We start from the raw sequence: 14,956 nt of genomic DNA, 5'->3' as shown, positions 1-14,956 counted from the left end.
GCGTGCTGCTCAATGCCGTCGCGTTGCTGCTGACCGTACTGTATCCGCTGGCGATCTGGTTCGGTCACGGCCAGGTCGAGCCGCGCTGGCTGGCGCTGCTGCTGTTACTGGCTGCCGCCTGCCGCCTGCCCGCACTGAAGCTGCAGCGCGCCGCGCGCTGGTCGGTGGCCGCCGCACTGCTGCTGGCCGCCATCGCCCTGTGGAGCAATCTGCTGCTGCCGCTGAAACTGTATCCGGTACTGGTCAACGTCGTCTTGCTGGCCACCTTCGGCTACAGCCTGTGGGCGCCGCCGTCGGTGGTGGAACGCCTGGCGCGCTTGCGCGAGAAGGATTTTCCACCCGCCGCCGTGCGCTATACGCGCCGCGTGACGCAAGTCTGGTGCGGTTTTTTCATCGTCAATGGCGGTATCGCGCTGGGTACGGCACTGTGGGCCAGCGAAGCCGTCTGGTCGCTGTACACGGGCGTCATCGCCTACATCCTGATGGCCCTGTTATTTGGCGGCGAGTATCTCGTCCGCCTGCGTTTTAAGCGTTTGCACCATGCCTGAATCCTCGTTGCCGCAAGCTCCCGTGCCTGACGCACATCCGCCGATTTCCCCGCTGGCGCGCCTTGCGCTGTCCATGCATGGCCGCCCGCCGGCCATGCCCGTCGGCTGGCGCGATGGCGCGGTGCTCGATCATGCGCACTTTGCGGCGCGTATGTCCGCCTGGGCCGGCTTGCTGGAAGGCCAGGCAGGACGCCATTTCGCTTTGTACCTGGACGACAGCATCGAGTTTGGCGCCGCCTTGCTGGGCGCCTGGCAGGCGGGCAAGACCGTCTGGCTGACGGCCGATACGCTGCCGGCCAGCTGCGCTTCGCTGGCTGCGTCCGTCGATGGTTTCCTGGGGCAGTTCCCGGCTGCGCATGCGCCGCTGCCGCTGCCAGCGGACAGCCTGGCCGAGCGTGCGTGGACGCAGCTTGCGGACGATTTCCCGGCGCTGGTGGTGTACACCTCGGGTAGCACGGGCGCGGCGCAAGCGATCCCGAAAAAACTCTCGCAGCTGGCCAGCGAGGTGGCCACGCTGGAGCGGCTGTTTGGCGAACACGCCGATGGCGCGGCCGTCGTCGCCACCGTCTCGCACCAGCATATCTACGGCTTGCTGTTCAAGGTCTTGTGGCCGCTGGCCGCCGGGCGTGCCGTGCATGCGCACAGCGTGGATTATCCGGAACAGCTGGCCGCCTTGCTGGCGCGCGGTCCGTGCGTGCTGGCCGCCAGCCCCGCGCACCTGAAACGCCTGCCGCAACACATCGACTGGTCCGGCGCGCGGGCGCAACTGCGCGCCGTGTTTTCCTCGGGCGGGCCGCTGGCCCTGGACAGCGCGCTGGCGGCGGGGCATTTGCTGGGCCGCGTGCCGCGCGAAATCTATGGCAGTTCGGAGACCGGCGGCGTCGCCTGGCGCCAGCGCGTGCCGGAGCACCCTGACGACGAGAGCTGGCAGGGTTTTCCTGGCGTGAACTGGCGCCTGATGGACGACGGCGCGCTGGAAGTGCGTTCGGCGCACCTGGCCGACGATGGCTGGCTATGTCTGGCCGACCGCGCGCGCGTAACGGCGCCAGGGCGCTTCCAGCTGCTGGGACGCAGCGACCGCATCGTGAAGATCGAAGAAAAACGCATTTCCCTCAATGCCATCGAAGCGGCATTGCTGGCCACGCCGCTGGTGCTGGACGCGCGCGTGCTGCTGTGCGATGCGCCGGCCGGCGAGCGCCAGAAGGTGGCCGCCTTTATCGTCTGCAGCGCCGCCGGCCGCGCGCTGCTCGACGCCGAAGGCAAGCTGGCCTTGAACCGCCAACTGCAAACGGCGCTGGGCGGCGAGGTCGACGCCGTTGCCGTGCCGCGCCGCTGGCGCTACCTGGAACAACTGCCCATCAATGCGCAGGGCAAGACGACCCAGGCGCTGTTGCTGGCATTGCTCGAGAAACCCCGCTTGCCGCATGCGCGGCTGATCGAGCGTTCGGCCGAAGGCGAAACGCCACGGCTGCTGTTCGAACTGCACGTCCCGGCGAATCTGTTCTATTTCGAGGGCCATTTCACGGGCGCACCCTTGCTGCCCGGCGTGGTGCAAGTGGAGTGGGCGCTGCACTTCGCGCGCCAGCACCTGGATCTGCCCGCGCGGTTCCGCGCCATGCATGCGCTGAAATTCCAGCAGCCGGTCCTGCCGGACCGGCCCGTGCGGCTGGCGCTCGAATACGATGCGCCCAAGGCCAGCCTGCAATTTCGTTATCTGTCGGACGCCGGCCAGCATGCCAGCGGCCGCATCCTGTTCCACCCGAATGCCGCTGCCGTTCCCGATGGCGGCGCCGATACACCCACTCCAGCAGCGAGCGCATGTTAGATAAAAAATTTTCACCCGAACGCCAGACCGCCTTTGCCGCCCGTTTCGAGGCGCAAAAAATCGCTTTCGGTCCCGTCGTCTTTCAATGCGTGCGCTATGCCTGGAAGCGCGGCATGCTGCAGGCCCTGGCCGACACGGGCCACAGCGGCCTGACGATTGCCGACATGGCCGCCAGCGGCCGCTGGACGGAGTATGCGCTGAAGGTGGCGCTCGAATCGTGCCTGTCTGCCGGCGTCGTCTCGCTGCGCGATGGCGCGTATGTGCTCGATAAAGTCGGTTTTTGCATGCTGACGGACAGCATCACCCAGGTCAACCTGGACTTCATGCATGACGTCTGCTACCAGGGCTTGTTCGACCTGGACCGCTCGCTCGACGCCGAGCAGCCGCTGGGACTGGCCGCGCTGGGCGACTGGCCCACCCTGTACCAGGGCCTGTCGGCCCTGTCGGAGCCGGCCAAGGGCAGCTGGTTCGCCTTCGATCACCATTATTCGGATACATCGTTCCCCGAGATATTCCCGGACGTCTTCGCCACGGCGCCGCGCCGCATCATGGACATCGGCGCCAATACGGGCAAGTTCGCCAGTGCGGCGCTGGCCTACCATGCGGGCGTGGAACTGCACCTGGTCGACCTGGAGCGCCAGCTGGCGGTGGCCGACCGGACTCTCACCGATGCCGGCGTGCGCGAGCGGGCCCATTTGCACGCCTGCGACCTGCTCGACGACGCGGCGCCGCTGCCGGCCGGCATGGACCTGATCTGGATGAGCCAATTTCTCAGCTGTTTCAGCGAGCCGGCCATCGCCAGCATCCTGCGCCGCGTGGCGCAGGCGCTGGGGCCGAACGGGCAAGTGCTGATCATGGATACCTTCTGGGACCGCCAGCAGTACGATATCGCCGCCTACTGCCTGATCAACACCTCGCCGTACTTCACGGCCATGGCCAGCGGTAACAGCAAGATTTACCAGAGCACCGACTATATCCGCCTGGCGCAAGCGGCCGGACTGGAATTGCTGACCACGCGCGACGGTATCGGCTATTGCCATTCGCTGCTGCGCTTTGGCCGCGCCGGAGCACACAGTGACTGAAGTGCGTTTTCAACCGTGCATCGTGATCCCCGTGTTCAATCATGAACACGCGATCGGCGCCGTGGTGCAGCGCCTGCTACCGCATGGCGTGCCGCTGATCCTCGTCGACGACGGCAGCGCCTCTGCCGGCGCACGCACCCTGGACGCGCTGGCCGCCGCGCATCCGTCGCGCGTGACCCTGCTGCGCCATGCGCACAACCAGGGCAAGGGTGGGGCGGTACTGACGGGCTGCCGCCACGCGCATGCGCACGGCTACAGCCATGCGTTGCAGATCGATGCGGACGGCCAGCATGAAACGGACGACGTGCCGCGCTTCCTGGCGCAGGCGCAAACCACGCCGGCGGCGGTGGTGATCGGCTATCCCGTGTACGACGCCTCGGTACCCAGGGCGCGCTACTACGGCCGTTATGCGACGCATATCTGGGTATGGATCAATACCCTGTCGCTGCAGATCCGCGACTCCATGTGCGGTTTCCGCGTCTATCCGCTGGCGCCCCTGGCGGCGCTGGCGCAGCGTGGTGTGCTGGGGCAGCGCATGAATTTCGACACCGATGTGCTGGTGCGCCTGTACTGGGATGGCTTGTCGATGGCGAATCTGCCCACGCGCGTCGGTTACCCCAGCGACGGCGTCTCGCACTTTGAACTGTGGCGCGACAATGTGCTCATTTCGCGCATGCACGCGCGTCTGTTTTTCGGCATGCTGTGGCGCGCACCGCGCCTGCTGGCCCGCCACTGGCGCGCGCGATGACGGCAGCACCGCAGCAGCCGCGCGGACACTGGTCCGGCTTCAATGAAGTCAGCTTCGTGGCCGGCATGCGCCTGCTGTTCTGGATCTGCCGCGTCTTTGGCCGCTGGCCTTTCCGCATCGTGCTGTACCCGGTGCTGGCCTGGTACGTGCTGACCAAGCCGCGTGCGCGCCGCGTGTCGCGCAGCTACCTGCGCCGCGTCGCGGCCAGCGGCGGCCCGGCAAACCTGGGCGTGCTGCGGCACTTTGCCACGTTTGCCGAAACCATCCTCGACAAGATGCTGCTATGGGGCGGCTTGTACGACACGCGCAGCGTGAGCCTGCATGGCGTCGATGGCGACGATGGCGTCAACCGCTGCCTGGACGAGGGGCGCGGCGCCTTGCTGATCTGCGCCCACCTGGGCAACCTGGATTTGTGCCGCGTGCTCTCGCAGCGCAATACGCGCTTGAAGCTGACGGTGCTCGTGCACACGCGCCATGCGCAAGCGTTCAACCGCATGCTCGAGACGCTCAATCCGGACAGCCAGCTCAATCTGATGCAGGTAACGGAAATCACGCCTGCCACGGCCATGCTGCTGGCGGAAAAGGTGGCGCAAGGCGAGTTCGTGGTGATCGCCGGCGACCGCGTTCCCGTCTCGCCGCAGCCGCGCGTGGCGGTGGCGCCTTTCCTGGGTCAGCCGGCCGCTTTCCCGATCGGCCCGTATGTGCTGGCCAGCGTGCTGCAATGCCCCGTGTATCTGCTGTTTTCCATGCGCATCGGCCAGCGCTCCGAAATACATTTCGAACTGTTCCGCGAGTCGCTGCACCTGCCGCGCAAGGCACGCGAGGCGATGCTGGCCGAACTGGCGGCCGCCTATGCGGCGCGCCTGCAACACCACTGCCTGCGCGCGCCGCTCGAATGGTTCAACTTCTACGATTTTTGGCAACTCCCCGATACTTCAAGACTGGATACTCCCGATGCAACTCGCTGACCTGAAAAACACCCGGCGCGCCGTCCGCTTCGACCGCGAGCGCCTGCGGATCGAAGACATTACCGATATCGCGCATGGCCGGGCCAGCGCCGAACTGTCCAGCGACCCCGTCTTTCTGGCGGCGATCGCGCGCGGCGCCGATTTCCTCGACCGTCTGCTGCGCGAGGACGGCACCATCTATGGCGTGACCACGGGCTACGGCGATTCGTGCACGGTGACCGTGCCGCCGGAGCTGGTGGCCGAACTGCCGCACCACCTGTACACCTATCACGGCTGCGGCCTGGGCGAATTCTTCACGCCGGCGCAGACGCGCGCCATCATGGCCACGCGCCTGGCGTCGCTCTCCAAGGGGTTTTCCGGCGTCAGCGTGGAGCTGCTGGCGCAGATCGCGCGCCTGCTCGATGCGGGCCTGCTGCCGCTGATCCCGTCGGAAGGCTCGGTCGGCGCCAGCGGCGACCTGACGCCGCTGTCCTACCTGGCGGCCGTATTGTGCGGCGAGCGCGAAGTGTGGCGCGACGGCGTGCAGGTGCCGGCGCAGCAGGCGCTGCGCGAAGCGGGCATCACGCCGCTGCGCCTGCGTCCGAAGGAAGGCCTGGCGATCATGAACGGCACAGCCGTCATGACGGCGCTGGCCTGCCTGGCGTATGAGCGCGCCGAATACCTGACGCGCCTGACGACGCGCATCACGGCCATGGCCTCGTTTGCCCTCGACGGTAACGCGCACCACTTCGATGAAACCCTGTTCTCCGTCAAGCCCCATCCCGGCATGCAGCAAGTGGCGGCCTGGCTGCGCGCCGATCTGCCCACCGATTCCTGGGAGCGCAACGGCAAGCGGCTGCAGGACCGCTACTCGATCCGCTGCGCGCCGCACGTGATCGGCGTGCTGGCCGACGCCTTGCCTTGGCTGCGTTCGTCGATCGAGAATGAACTCAATAGCGCCAACGACAATCCGATCATCGACGCCGAAGGCGAGCGCGTGCTGCATGGCGGCCATTTCTACGGCGGCCATATCGCCTTCGCCATGGACAGCATGAAGAATACGGTGGCCAACCTGGCCGACCTGCTGGACCGCCAGATGGCCTTGCTGGTCGACAGCCGCTACAACCAGGGCTTGCCGGCCAACCTGTCGGGCGCCACGGGCCCGCGCGCGGCCATCAACCACGGCCTGAAGGCATTGCAGATCAGCGCCTCCGCCTGGACGGCCGAAGCGCTGAAGCTGACCATGCCGGCCTCCGTGTTTTCGCGCTCGACAGAGTGCCACAACCAGGACAAGGTCAGCATGGGCACCATCGCCGCGCGCGACTGCCTGCGCGTGCTGGAACTGTGCGAGCAGGTGGCTGCGGCCCTGCTGATTACCGTGCGCCAGGGCGTCTGGCTGCGCTGCAAGGTCAATCCCGACGTGCCACCGCAAGCGGCGCTGGCGGCGATGATGGAAGCGCTGGCCGCCGATATCGCACCCGTCGAGGAAGACCGCCGGCTCGACCCGGAACTGCGCGTGCTGCTCGAACGCATGCGCGCCCAGGCATGGCCACTGTACGGAGCCGGGAATGACTGAGACGCATAAAGTGCGCGGCAAGAAGGCCACGCCCAGCCGCTGGCATGCCGAAGTGGAGATGCAGGTGCAGTTCTTCGACCTCGACCCGATGGAGATCGTCTGGCACGGCCGCTACGTGAAATACCTCGAAGTGGTGCGCTGCGCGCTGCTCGACAGCATCGGCTACAACTACGTCGACATGAAGGCTTCCGGCTATGCCTGGCCCGTGATCGACATGCACTTGCGCTATGTGGCGCCAGCCACCTTTGGCCAGCGCCTGACTTTGCGCGCCGACCTCGTGGAGTGGGAAGACCGCTTGAAGATCGAGTACCTGGTCAGCGACAGCGCGACGGGCAAGCGCCTGAACCGCGCCAGCACGACGCAGGTGGCCGTCGATATCGCCAGCGGCGAGATGTGCTTTGCCTCGCCGCCCATCTTGTTTGAAAAATTGGGATTGAAGGCCGTATGAAAAAACAATTCAAAATCCTGCTGGCGGGCCTGTGCCTGCTGGCGATGGCGCCGCTGCACGCGGCCGCGCCGGTAGCGAAGATCGAGGCCATGCTGGCCAAGCCGCAGCAGCTGTGCGGCCGCTTCGACCAGAGCAAGCAGCTGGCCGGCATGAAAAAGGCGCTGGCGTCGAATGGCCGCTTTTGCGTGGTGGCCGGAAAAGGCGTGCTGTGGCGCACCTTGCAGCCGTTTCCGAATACCCTGCGCCTGACGCGCGACGAGATCGTGCATTTTCAGGGCGAGCGCGTGGCCATGCGCCTCGACGCGAAGACGGAACCGGTGGTCAAGATGATCAACAGCGTGCTGTTTTCGCTGCTGGCCGGCGACCTGGCGCAACTCGATACGCTGTTTGAAGTGGACGGCAGCATCGATGGCGGCACCTGGCAGGTGGCGCTGAAGGCGCGCCAGCCAGCGCTGGCCAAGGCCATCGGCAGCATCCGCCTCGATGGCGGCGCCTTCGTGAAAAACATCAGCATCAGCGAAGCGAGCGGCGACCGCACGAGCATCGTGTTCTCGGCGATTGAAACGGGACCGTCCGCCATCACGGCGCAAGAGGCGGCCCTGTTTTGAACGCATTGACGAAGCGCGGCCGCAACGCCGGGCGCCTGCTGGCCATCGCCTGGGCGCTGGTGGTGGCGCTGCTGCTCGCGCATAACGCCTATCTGTGGCTGGGCAAGCGCATCGCGCCCGAAACCGACATTCTTGCCTTGCTGCCGGTGCAGGAGCGCGACCCGGTGCTGCAGGCGTCATTTACGCACATGGTCGACGCGGCGCAGCAGCGCGTGGCGGTGCTGGTCGGCGCGGCCGAATGGAACGATGCGAAGCGCGCGGCCGACGCCTACGGCGCCGTGCTGGCGCGCCATGCTGGCCTGTTCCAGTCCACGCCGCTCGACGAGCAGACGCAGAACGACTGGCTGGCGCTGTTCCAGCAGCATCGCTTGACCTTGCTGACGGCGCCGCAGGAAATGCAGCTGCGCCAGGAAACGCCCGCGTTCTGGCGCGATTCGGCGTTGAGTCAGCTGTATAGCCCATTCGGCGGGCCGAAACTGGGCGCCTGGCAGGACGATCCCTTTGGCCTGTTTGGCGGCTGGGTGCAGGAACGTGCCCAGGAAACGCCCGTGCGTCCGCGCGACGGCCATCTGTTCGTCGCCGACGCCGAGCGCCAGTATGTGCTGCTGCCGCTGACCTTGAGCCTGCCCGCCTTTTCGCTGGGCGCGCAGGAAAGCGCGCTGCCCGTGCTGGCGCAAGCCGAGGCGGCGGCGCGGCAGGCCGTGCCCGGCGTGGACATCATCAGCGCCGGCGTGATCCTGCATGCGGCGGCCGCCAGCAGCCAGGCGGCGGGCGAAATGTCGACCATCGGCCTGGGCTCCCTGGCCGGCATCATCTTGCTGACGTGGTTCACCTTCCGCTCGTTCAAGCCGATCTCGCTGATCCTGCTGTCGATCGGCATCGGCTGCCTCGGTTCCCTGTCCGTGTGCTGGCTGCTGTTTGGCAAAATACACTTGATGACATTGGTCTTTGGCGCCAGCCTGATCGGCGTGGCGCAAGACTACGGCATTTATTTCCTGTGCAACCGCCTGGGCGCCGATCCGGCGCTCGATTCGCGCGCCTTGCTGCGCCGTCTGCTGCCGGGCCTGTGCCTGACCCTGCTCGCCGCCGTCATCGGCTACATGGGCCTGGCGCTGACGCCATTCCCCGGCCTGCGCCACATGGCCGTGTTTTCCGCCCTGGGCCTGGTGTTTGCCTGGCTGACGGTGGTGTTCTGGTTCCCCGCGCTGATCGGTGGCGGCACCTTGAAGAGCGGCGCGCTGGTCAAGCAGTATGGCGCGGCGCGCGCGCGCTGGCCGCTGTTGCGGGCCAACCGCGCCACCCTGGTTGGCGGCGTGCTGTTTGCCCTGTTTGCGCTCATCGGCATCAGCCGCCTGGGTGTCAACGACGATATCCGCTTGCTGCAAACGCCACCCGCGCACCTGATACGCGACCAGATCAAATTGAGCAAATTGCTCGATGGACCTACGCCGGTGCAGTTCTACCTGGTGCGCGGCGATAGCGCGGAAGCCGTGCTGCAGCGCGAGGAAGCGTTGAAACAGCGGCTGCTGCCGCTGATCGCGCAACAGCACATCAGCGGTGTCCAGGCCATGTCGAACTGGGTGCCGTCGCTGCAGACGCAGGCGGCGCGCCGGGCCTTGCTCGACACGGCCATCCTGCAGCCGGGCGCCGCGCTAGACCTGCTGGCGCAGTCCGTCGACGAAGGCCCGGAATGGGCCGGCAAGGTGCGCGCGCAACTGGCGCAAGCGGGGGCGCCGCTGTCGATCGACGCCTTCCTGAAGGTGCCGGCCAGCGAGCCGTGGCGCCATCTGTGGCTGGGCAAGGTCGAAGGCGGCTATGCCTCCATCGTCGCCTTGCGCGGCATGCAGTATGCGGCCATTCCCCTGCTGGCGAAGGCGGGCGAGGGCATGCCCGGCGTGCAGTGGGTCGACAAGGTCAGTGAAATATCCTCGGTGCTGGGCCGCTACCGCGTCTACATGGGCGCCGTGGTGCTGGGCGCCTACCTGGTGGTCTTCGGCTTGCTGCTGCCCCGTTACGGGCGCCGCACCTGGCGTGTGCTGGCGCCCACGGCGCTGGCCAGCGTGGCGGCCCTGGCCTTGCTCGGCTATTTGAACTTGCCGCTGCAGCTGTTCCACGTGCTGGCGCTGATGCTGCTGCTGGGCGTCGGCGTCGACTACGGCATCTTCATGCAGGAGCATCCCGACCGCCGCAACGATACGCCATGGCTGGCCGTGGGCCTGTCGGCGGCGAATACCATTTTGTCTTTCGGCTTGCTGGCGCTGAGCAAGACGGCCGCATTGCAGGCGTTTGGCCTGACCATGCTGATCGGCACGGCCCTGGTGTGGCTGCTGTCGCCGTGCTTTGCCGAAGCCGACCACCGTAGCGCGGCCGATGCCGCAGGAGAGTTCTGATGTTTTTGCACTGTCAACGATGGGCGCCCGCATTGCTGCTGGCGCTGGCCGGCTGCGCCAGCACGCCGCCTTCGGCACCCGCACGCCTGGGCCTGAAACTGGCGCCGCAGGCGCTGGGCGCCACGGTCAGCGTGCAGCAGCACCTGGTCGTCGAACGGGCCGGGCGCATCGACGAACTCGATGCGGCGCTGGAAGTGGAGCCGTCGCATCTCGACCTGGTGGGACTGGCGTTCGGCCAGCGCGTGCTGTCGCTGCATTACGACGGCAAGGAGATGACGTCATGGCGCCACCTGATGCTGCCGGCGCAGGTACGCGCCGAGGACGTGCTGGAAGACATGCAGCTGACCCTGTGGCCGCGCGAAGCGATTGCGCAAGCGCTGCCGGCAGGCTGGCGCATCGAGGACAGCGGCTTGCGCCGCACCCTGTTCCTGCATGACGAGGCGGTGACGGTGATCGACTACAGCGGCATGCCGCGCTGGAGCGGCACGGTCGTACTCGACAACCTGCGCTACCGCTATCGCCTGACGATACAGAACGCCCCGGAAGGAAGTTGAATGACTGGCCTGACTGTGTACCTGAACGACTGCGGCATCGTCTGCGCGCTGGGCGCGGACCGCGAAGCAGTGCGCGCGCGCCTGTTTGCCGCGCACAGCGGCGTGATGCCCGTCGATACCTACACGCCGGGGCGCATGCTGCCGCTGGGCGTGGTCGATGCGGCCTTGCCATCGGTGGCGCAGCACGGCATCGCCGCGCGCAGCCGCAACAACCGGATGGCGCTGGCGGCGCTGGCGCAGATCCGTCCCGCCGTGGAACAGGCCATCGCCCGCTACGGCGCGGACCGCGTGGCCGTGGTGATCGGCACCAGCACGTCGGGCATCGCCGAGACGGAAGGCGCGATCGGCCAGCATGTGGCGGGCGACGGCTTGCCGAAAGCCTTTCATTATGGGCAGCAGGAGATGGCGTCGCCGGCATTGATGCTGGCCGAGGAACTGGGCATCGACGGCCCGGCCCTCGTGCATTCGAGCGCCTGTTCGTCGAGCGCCAAGGCCATGGCCAGCGCGGCGCGCCTGATCCGCATGGGCCTGTGTGACGCCGTGCTGACGGGCGGTGTCGATACCCTGTGCGGCTTTACCGTGGCCGGATTTTCCGCGCTGGCGTCCGTCAGTGCGCGGCGCTGCAATCCGCTGGGCGCTAACCGCGACGGCATCAATATCGGCGAGGGTGCGGCCCTGTTCCTGATGACGGCGCAAGCGGCCAGCGTGGCCTTGCGCGGCTGGGGTGAATCGTCCGATGGCCACCACATGTCGGCGCCCGATCCCGCAGGCGGCGGCGCGCGGCTGGCCATTGCCCAGGCACTGGCGCGCGCGGGCATCGCGGCGTCGCAAGTCGACTACGTGAACCTGCACGGTACGGCCACGCCGCAGAACGATGCGATGGAAGCGCGCGTGGTGTCCGACCTGTTCGGCGCCACGGCGATGGTCAGCTCCACCAAGCCGTTGACAGGCCATGCGCTGGGCGCGGCGGCCGCCATCGAGGCGGCGCTGTGCTGGCTGGCGATGCAGGACGATAACGCCGAGGGCTTGCTGCCGCCGCACCTGTGGGATGGCGTGCCTGATGAATCCCTGCCGCCGCTGCGCTTGGCCTTGCCCGGTGCGCGCCTGGGGCGTCCGCTCGACTGGGCGCTGAGCAATTCGTTTGCCTTCGGCGGCTCGAACGCCGCCCTGCTGTTCGGGAGGGGAGCATGAGTTTTCCCCCTATCCGCGAACTGGTGCCCCATTCCGGCGCCATGGTGCTGCTCGACCGGGTGTTGTCGGCCGATGCGGAAAACCTGTGCGCCGAAGTCGCCATCCATGCCGGCAGCGTGTTTTATGACGCGCCGTCGGCAGGGGTGGGCAGCTGGGTCGGCATCGAATACATGGCGCAGGCGATCGCCGCGCACGCGGGCTACCTGGCGCGGCTGGCCGGCGCGCCCGTGAAGATCGGTTTTTTGCTGGGGGCGCGGCGCTACGAAGCGCAGCTGCCCCTGTTTGTCGGTGGCAGCGTGCTGCAGGTGCATGTGCAGCAGGCCTTGCAGGGCGAGAATGGACTGGGCGCGTTCGAGTGCCGTATCGAGATGGCGGGCGCCGTGCTGGCGCAAGCGACGATTACGGTATTCCAGCCCGAGGATGCAAAGCAATTTCTGCAGGAGAGTATGAATGGAGCGCAGCATGAGTAAAAGTGTATTGGTGACGGGGTCGTCGCGCGGCATCGGCAAGGCCATCGCCTTGCGGCTGGCGCGCGACGGTTTTGACGTGGTGCTGCATTGCCGCAGCGCGCGCGGCGAAGCCGACGCGGTGGCGCAGCAGGTGCAGGCCATGGGACGCGCGGCGCGCGTGCTGCAATTCGATATCGGCGACCGTGCCGCGGCAGCTGCCGCGCTGGAAGCGGACATCGCTGAACATGGCTGCTATTACGGCGTCGTGTGCAACGCCGGCGTGGCGCGCGATAATGCGTTTCCCGCCATGTCGGGCGAGGACTGGGACATCGTCCTGCAGACCAACCTCGATGGTTTCTACAATGTGCTCAATCCGCTGGTGATGCCGATGGTACAGCGCCGCAAACCGGGGCGCATCGTCACCATGGCGTCCGTTTCGGGCCTGATCGGCAACCGGGGGCAAGTCAATTACAGCGCCGCCAAGGCCGGCATCATCGGCGCGACCAAGGCGCTGGCGCTGGAACTGGCCAAGCGTGCCATCACGGTCAACTGTGTGGCGCCGGGCCTGATCGAGACGGACATGATCAGCGAGGTGCCGCTCGACGAAGCGCTGAAGATGATCCCCGCGCGCAGAGTCGGCACGCCGGAAGAAGTGGCCGCCGCCGTCAGTTTCCTCGTCGGCGAGGAAGCGGGCTATATCACGCGCCAGGTCATTTCCGTGAATGGAGGCATGGCATGAGCCGCCGCGTAGTCGTGACCGGCATGGCCGGCATCAGCCCGATCGGCAATGACTGGCCGGCCATCCGCCAGCGCCTGGGCGAGTACCGCAACGCCGTCGTGCGCATGGACGAATGGGCCGATTACGAAGGCTTGAATACGCAACTGGGCGCGCCGGCCGCGCCGTTCGCGCTGACGGACCGCTATAACCGCAAGGCCGTGCGCAGCATGGGACGCATCGCGCTGATGGCCACGCGCGCCAGCGAACTGGCGCTGGAACACGCGGGCCTGGCCGGGCACCCCGTGGTCAAGAGCGGGCAGATGGGCATTTCCTTCGGTTCGTCCGCCGGCACGCCCAGCGCCATCGGCGACTTTGGCCGCATGATGGAAGAGCGCACCACCAAGGGCATCAACGCCACTACCTACATCAAGATGATGGCGCACACGGCGCCCGTCAACATCGGCGTATTCTTCGGCGTCACGGGCAGGGTGATTACCACCTCGAGCGCCTGCACCTCGGGCAGCCAGGGCATCGGCTATGCCTACGAGGCGATCGCCGGTGGCAAGCAGCTGGCGATGATCGCCGGCGGCGCCGAGGAGCTGTGCGCCACCGAGGCGGCCGTCTTCGACACCCTGTTCGCCACGAGCACGCGCAACGACGATGGCCACACGACGCCGCGCCCGTTCGACGCCAGTCGCGATGGCCTCGTCATCGGCGAAGGCGCCGGTTGCCTGATCCTCGAAGAATTCGACCATGCGCAGGCGCGCGGCGCCACCATCCATGCTGAACTGGTGGGCTTCGGCACGAACAGCGACGGCTGCCACGTGACCCAGCCGAACGCCGCCACCATGCGCCAGGCGATGCTGCTGGCGCTGGCCGACGCGGGACTGCAGCCATCCGATATCGGCTACATCAATGCGCATGGCACGGGCACGCAGCAGGGCGATATCGCCGAGTCGCAAGCGACGTTCGAAGTGTTTGGCGACCGCACGCCTATCAGTTCGCTGAAAAGCTACATGGGCCATACCCTGGGTGCCTGCGGCGCGCTGGAAGCGTGGATCAGCATCGAGATGATGCGCGAAGGCTGGTTTGCGCCCACCATCAATCTGCAGCAGGTCGACCCGCAATGCGCACCGCTCGACTACATCGCCGACGAAGGCCGGGCCATCGAATGCGAGTACGTGATGTCGAATAATTTTGCCTTTGGCGGCATCAACACGTCGCTGATCTTCAAGCGTTACCGGCCGTGAAGTTAGCTTGCGCTGGCGCAAGCGGCAAGTGTGGTTCCCTTTGTACTATCTTTAACTTATCGAGGAAAACAGCATGAAAAAAATGATGATCCTGGCGGCGCTGAGTGCGGCGCTGACGGTTGCCTTGCCGGCACAGGCAGGCGATACCAAACACATGATGTCGATCGCCAATGCGATGTCCGCCAACGACGCCCAGGCCCGCCTTGGCGACACCGTGAAATTCTATTTTGGCGACCAGGCAACGCCTCCGATTGCCACGCGCATCAGCAGCGACAAGACCAGCCAGAAAACCAATGGCGTTGGCAAGTCGGCAGAAACCTCGTGCAACTGGGCCTTCCTGTCGGCCATGCTGGCGCTGCAAAAGCGCGCCCAGTCGGTGGGCGCCGATGCCGTCGTCAATATCGTCAGCAATTACAAAAACATCGAAAATTCCAGCGCCACGGAATTCGAGTGCCATGAAGGCACGATGATGACGGGCGTGGCCTTGAAGGGCGAGTTCGTGAAGTTGAAGGCAGGCAAGTAAGTAGCAGTAGCAGGAAGCAGCAGGGAAGTCCACCCCATCGGTAACCGGCGCAATCAGAGCAGCGATCGCGTCCGGAAGCCATTCCAATAAAAAGTAGAA

General features: G+C 66.4%; 15 protein-coding genes. All 15 read left to right on the top strand.

Annotated elements, in window-relative coordinates; all coding sequences use genetic code 11:
- Positions 1–2 precede the first annotated feature (2 nt).
- On the top strand, positions 3–548 hold the full coding sequence (locus KO538_RS03675; protein ID WP_070305203.1) for a hypothetical protein: 546 nt from the start codon (positions 3–5) through the stop codon (positions 546–548).
- Positions 541–2,373, top strand: a complete 1,833-nt coding sequence (locus KO538_RS03670; protein WP_219327486.1) for an AMP-binding protein — start codon at positions 541–543, stop codon at positions 2,371–2,373. The genes KO538_RS03675 and KO538_RS03670 overlap by 8 nt, the downstream gene beginning before the upstream one ends.
- On the top strand, positions 2,367–3,455 hold the full coding sequence (locus KO538_RS03665; RefSeq protein ID WP_070305207.1) for a class I SAM-dependent methyltransferase: 1,089 nt from the start codon (positions 2,367–2,369) through the stop codon (positions 3,453–3,455). The genes KO538_RS03670 and KO538_RS03665 overlap by 7 nt, the downstream gene beginning before the upstream one ends.
- Positions 3,448–4,203, top strand: coding sequence for a glycosyltransferase family 2 protein (locus tag KO538_RS03660; RefSeq protein WP_235194198.1), 756 nt, complete (start codon positions 3,448–3,450; stop codon positions 4,201–4,203). The genes KO538_RS03665 and KO538_RS03660 overlap by 8 nt, the downstream gene beginning before the upstream one ends.
- Positions 4,200–5,171 carry an acyltransferase gene (locus KO538_RS03655; RefSeq protein WP_070305263.1) on the top strand — a complete coding sequence of 324 codons (972 nt, stop codon included), beginning with the start codon at positions 4,200–4,202 and terminating at the stop codon, positions 5,169–5,171. The genes KO538_RS03660 and KO538_RS03655 overlap by 4 nt, the downstream gene beginning before the upstream one ends.
- Positions 5,158–6,726, top strand: coding sequence for a histidine ammonia-lyase (gene hutH / locus KO538_RS03650; RefSeq protein WP_070305209.1), 1,569 nt, complete (start codon positions 5,158–5,160; stop codon positions 6,724–6,726). Before KO538_RS03655 ends, hutH begins: the two co-directional genes overlap by 14 nt.
- A complete protein-coding gene (locus tag KO538_RS03645; RefSeq protein ID WP_034750379.1) occupies positions 6,719–7,174 on the top strand; it encodes a thioesterase family protein in 456 nt (151 codons plus the stop codon). Before hutH ends, KO538_RS03645 begins: the two co-directional genes overlap by 8 nt.
- Positions 7,171–7,782, top strand: a complete 612-nt coding sequence (locus tag KO538_RS03640) for an outer membrane lipoprotein carrier protein LolA (RefSeq protein ID WP_034750377.1) — start codon at positions 7,171–7,173, stop codon at positions 7,780–7,782. Before KO538_RS03645 ends, KO538_RS03640 begins: the two co-directional genes overlap by 4 nt.
- A 5-nt stretch (positions 7,783–7,787) precedes the next feature.
- Positions 7,788–10,172, top strand: coding sequence for an MMPL family transporter (locus KO538_RS03635; protein ID WP_070305210.1), 2,385 nt, complete (start codon positions 7,788–7,790; stop codon positions 10,170–10,172).
- Entirely contained in the window at positions 10,172–10,726 is a 555-nt protein-coding gene (locus KO538_RS03630) for a DUF3261 domain-containing protein (RefSeq protein WP_070305212.1), read from the top strand. Before KO538_RS03635 ends, KO538_RS03630 begins: the two co-directional genes overlap by 1 nt.
- Positions 10,727–11,917, top strand: coding sequence for a beta-ketoacyl-ACP synthase (locus KO538_RS03625; RefSeq protein WP_175444611.1), 1,191 nt, complete (start codon positions 10,727–10,729; stop codon positions 11,915–11,917). It begins immediately after the preceding gene.
- Positions 11,914–12,387, top strand: coding sequence for a hotdog family protein (locus tag KO538_RS03620; protein WP_070305265.1), 474 nt, complete (start codon positions 11,914–11,916; stop codon positions 12,385–12,387). The genes KO538_RS03625 and KO538_RS03620 overlap by 4 nt, the downstream gene beginning before the upstream one ends.
- Positions 12,380–13,105, top strand: a complete 726-nt coding sequence (gene fabG / locus KO538_RS03615; protein ID WP_374106824.1) for a 3-oxoacyl-ACP reductase FabG — start codon at positions 12,380–12,382, stop codon at positions 13,103–13,105. Before KO538_RS03620 ends, fabG begins: the two co-directional genes overlap by 8 nt.
- The gene (locus KO538_RS03610) at positions 13,102–14,334 is read left to right on the top strand and encodes a beta-ketoacyl-ACP synthase (RefSeq protein ID WP_070305214.1); all 1,233 of its coding nucleotides are present in this window, start codon (positions 13,102–13,104) and stop codon (positions 14,332–14,334) included. Before fabG ends, KO538_RS03610 begins: the two co-directional genes overlap by 4 nt.
- 73 nt (positions 14,335–14,407) lie before the next feature.
- Complete coding sequence (locus KO538_RS03605) at positions 14,408–14,857, top strand: excinuclease ATPase subunit (protein ID WP_070305216.1); 450 nt, start codon at positions 14,408–14,410, stop codon at positions 14,855–14,857.
- The last annotated feature ends 99 nt before the right edge of the window (positions 14,858–14,956 follow it).

Origin of the sequence: Janthinobacterium sp. NKUCC08_JDC, from assembly GCF_019345575.1 — a bacterium.
GTDB classification, from domain to species: Bacteria; Pseudomonadota; Gammaproteobacteria; order Burkholderiales; family Burkholderiaceae_D; genus Janthinobacterium; species Janthinobacterium aestuarii.
This window is presented reverse-complemented; position numbering and strand designations above follow the sequence as displayed.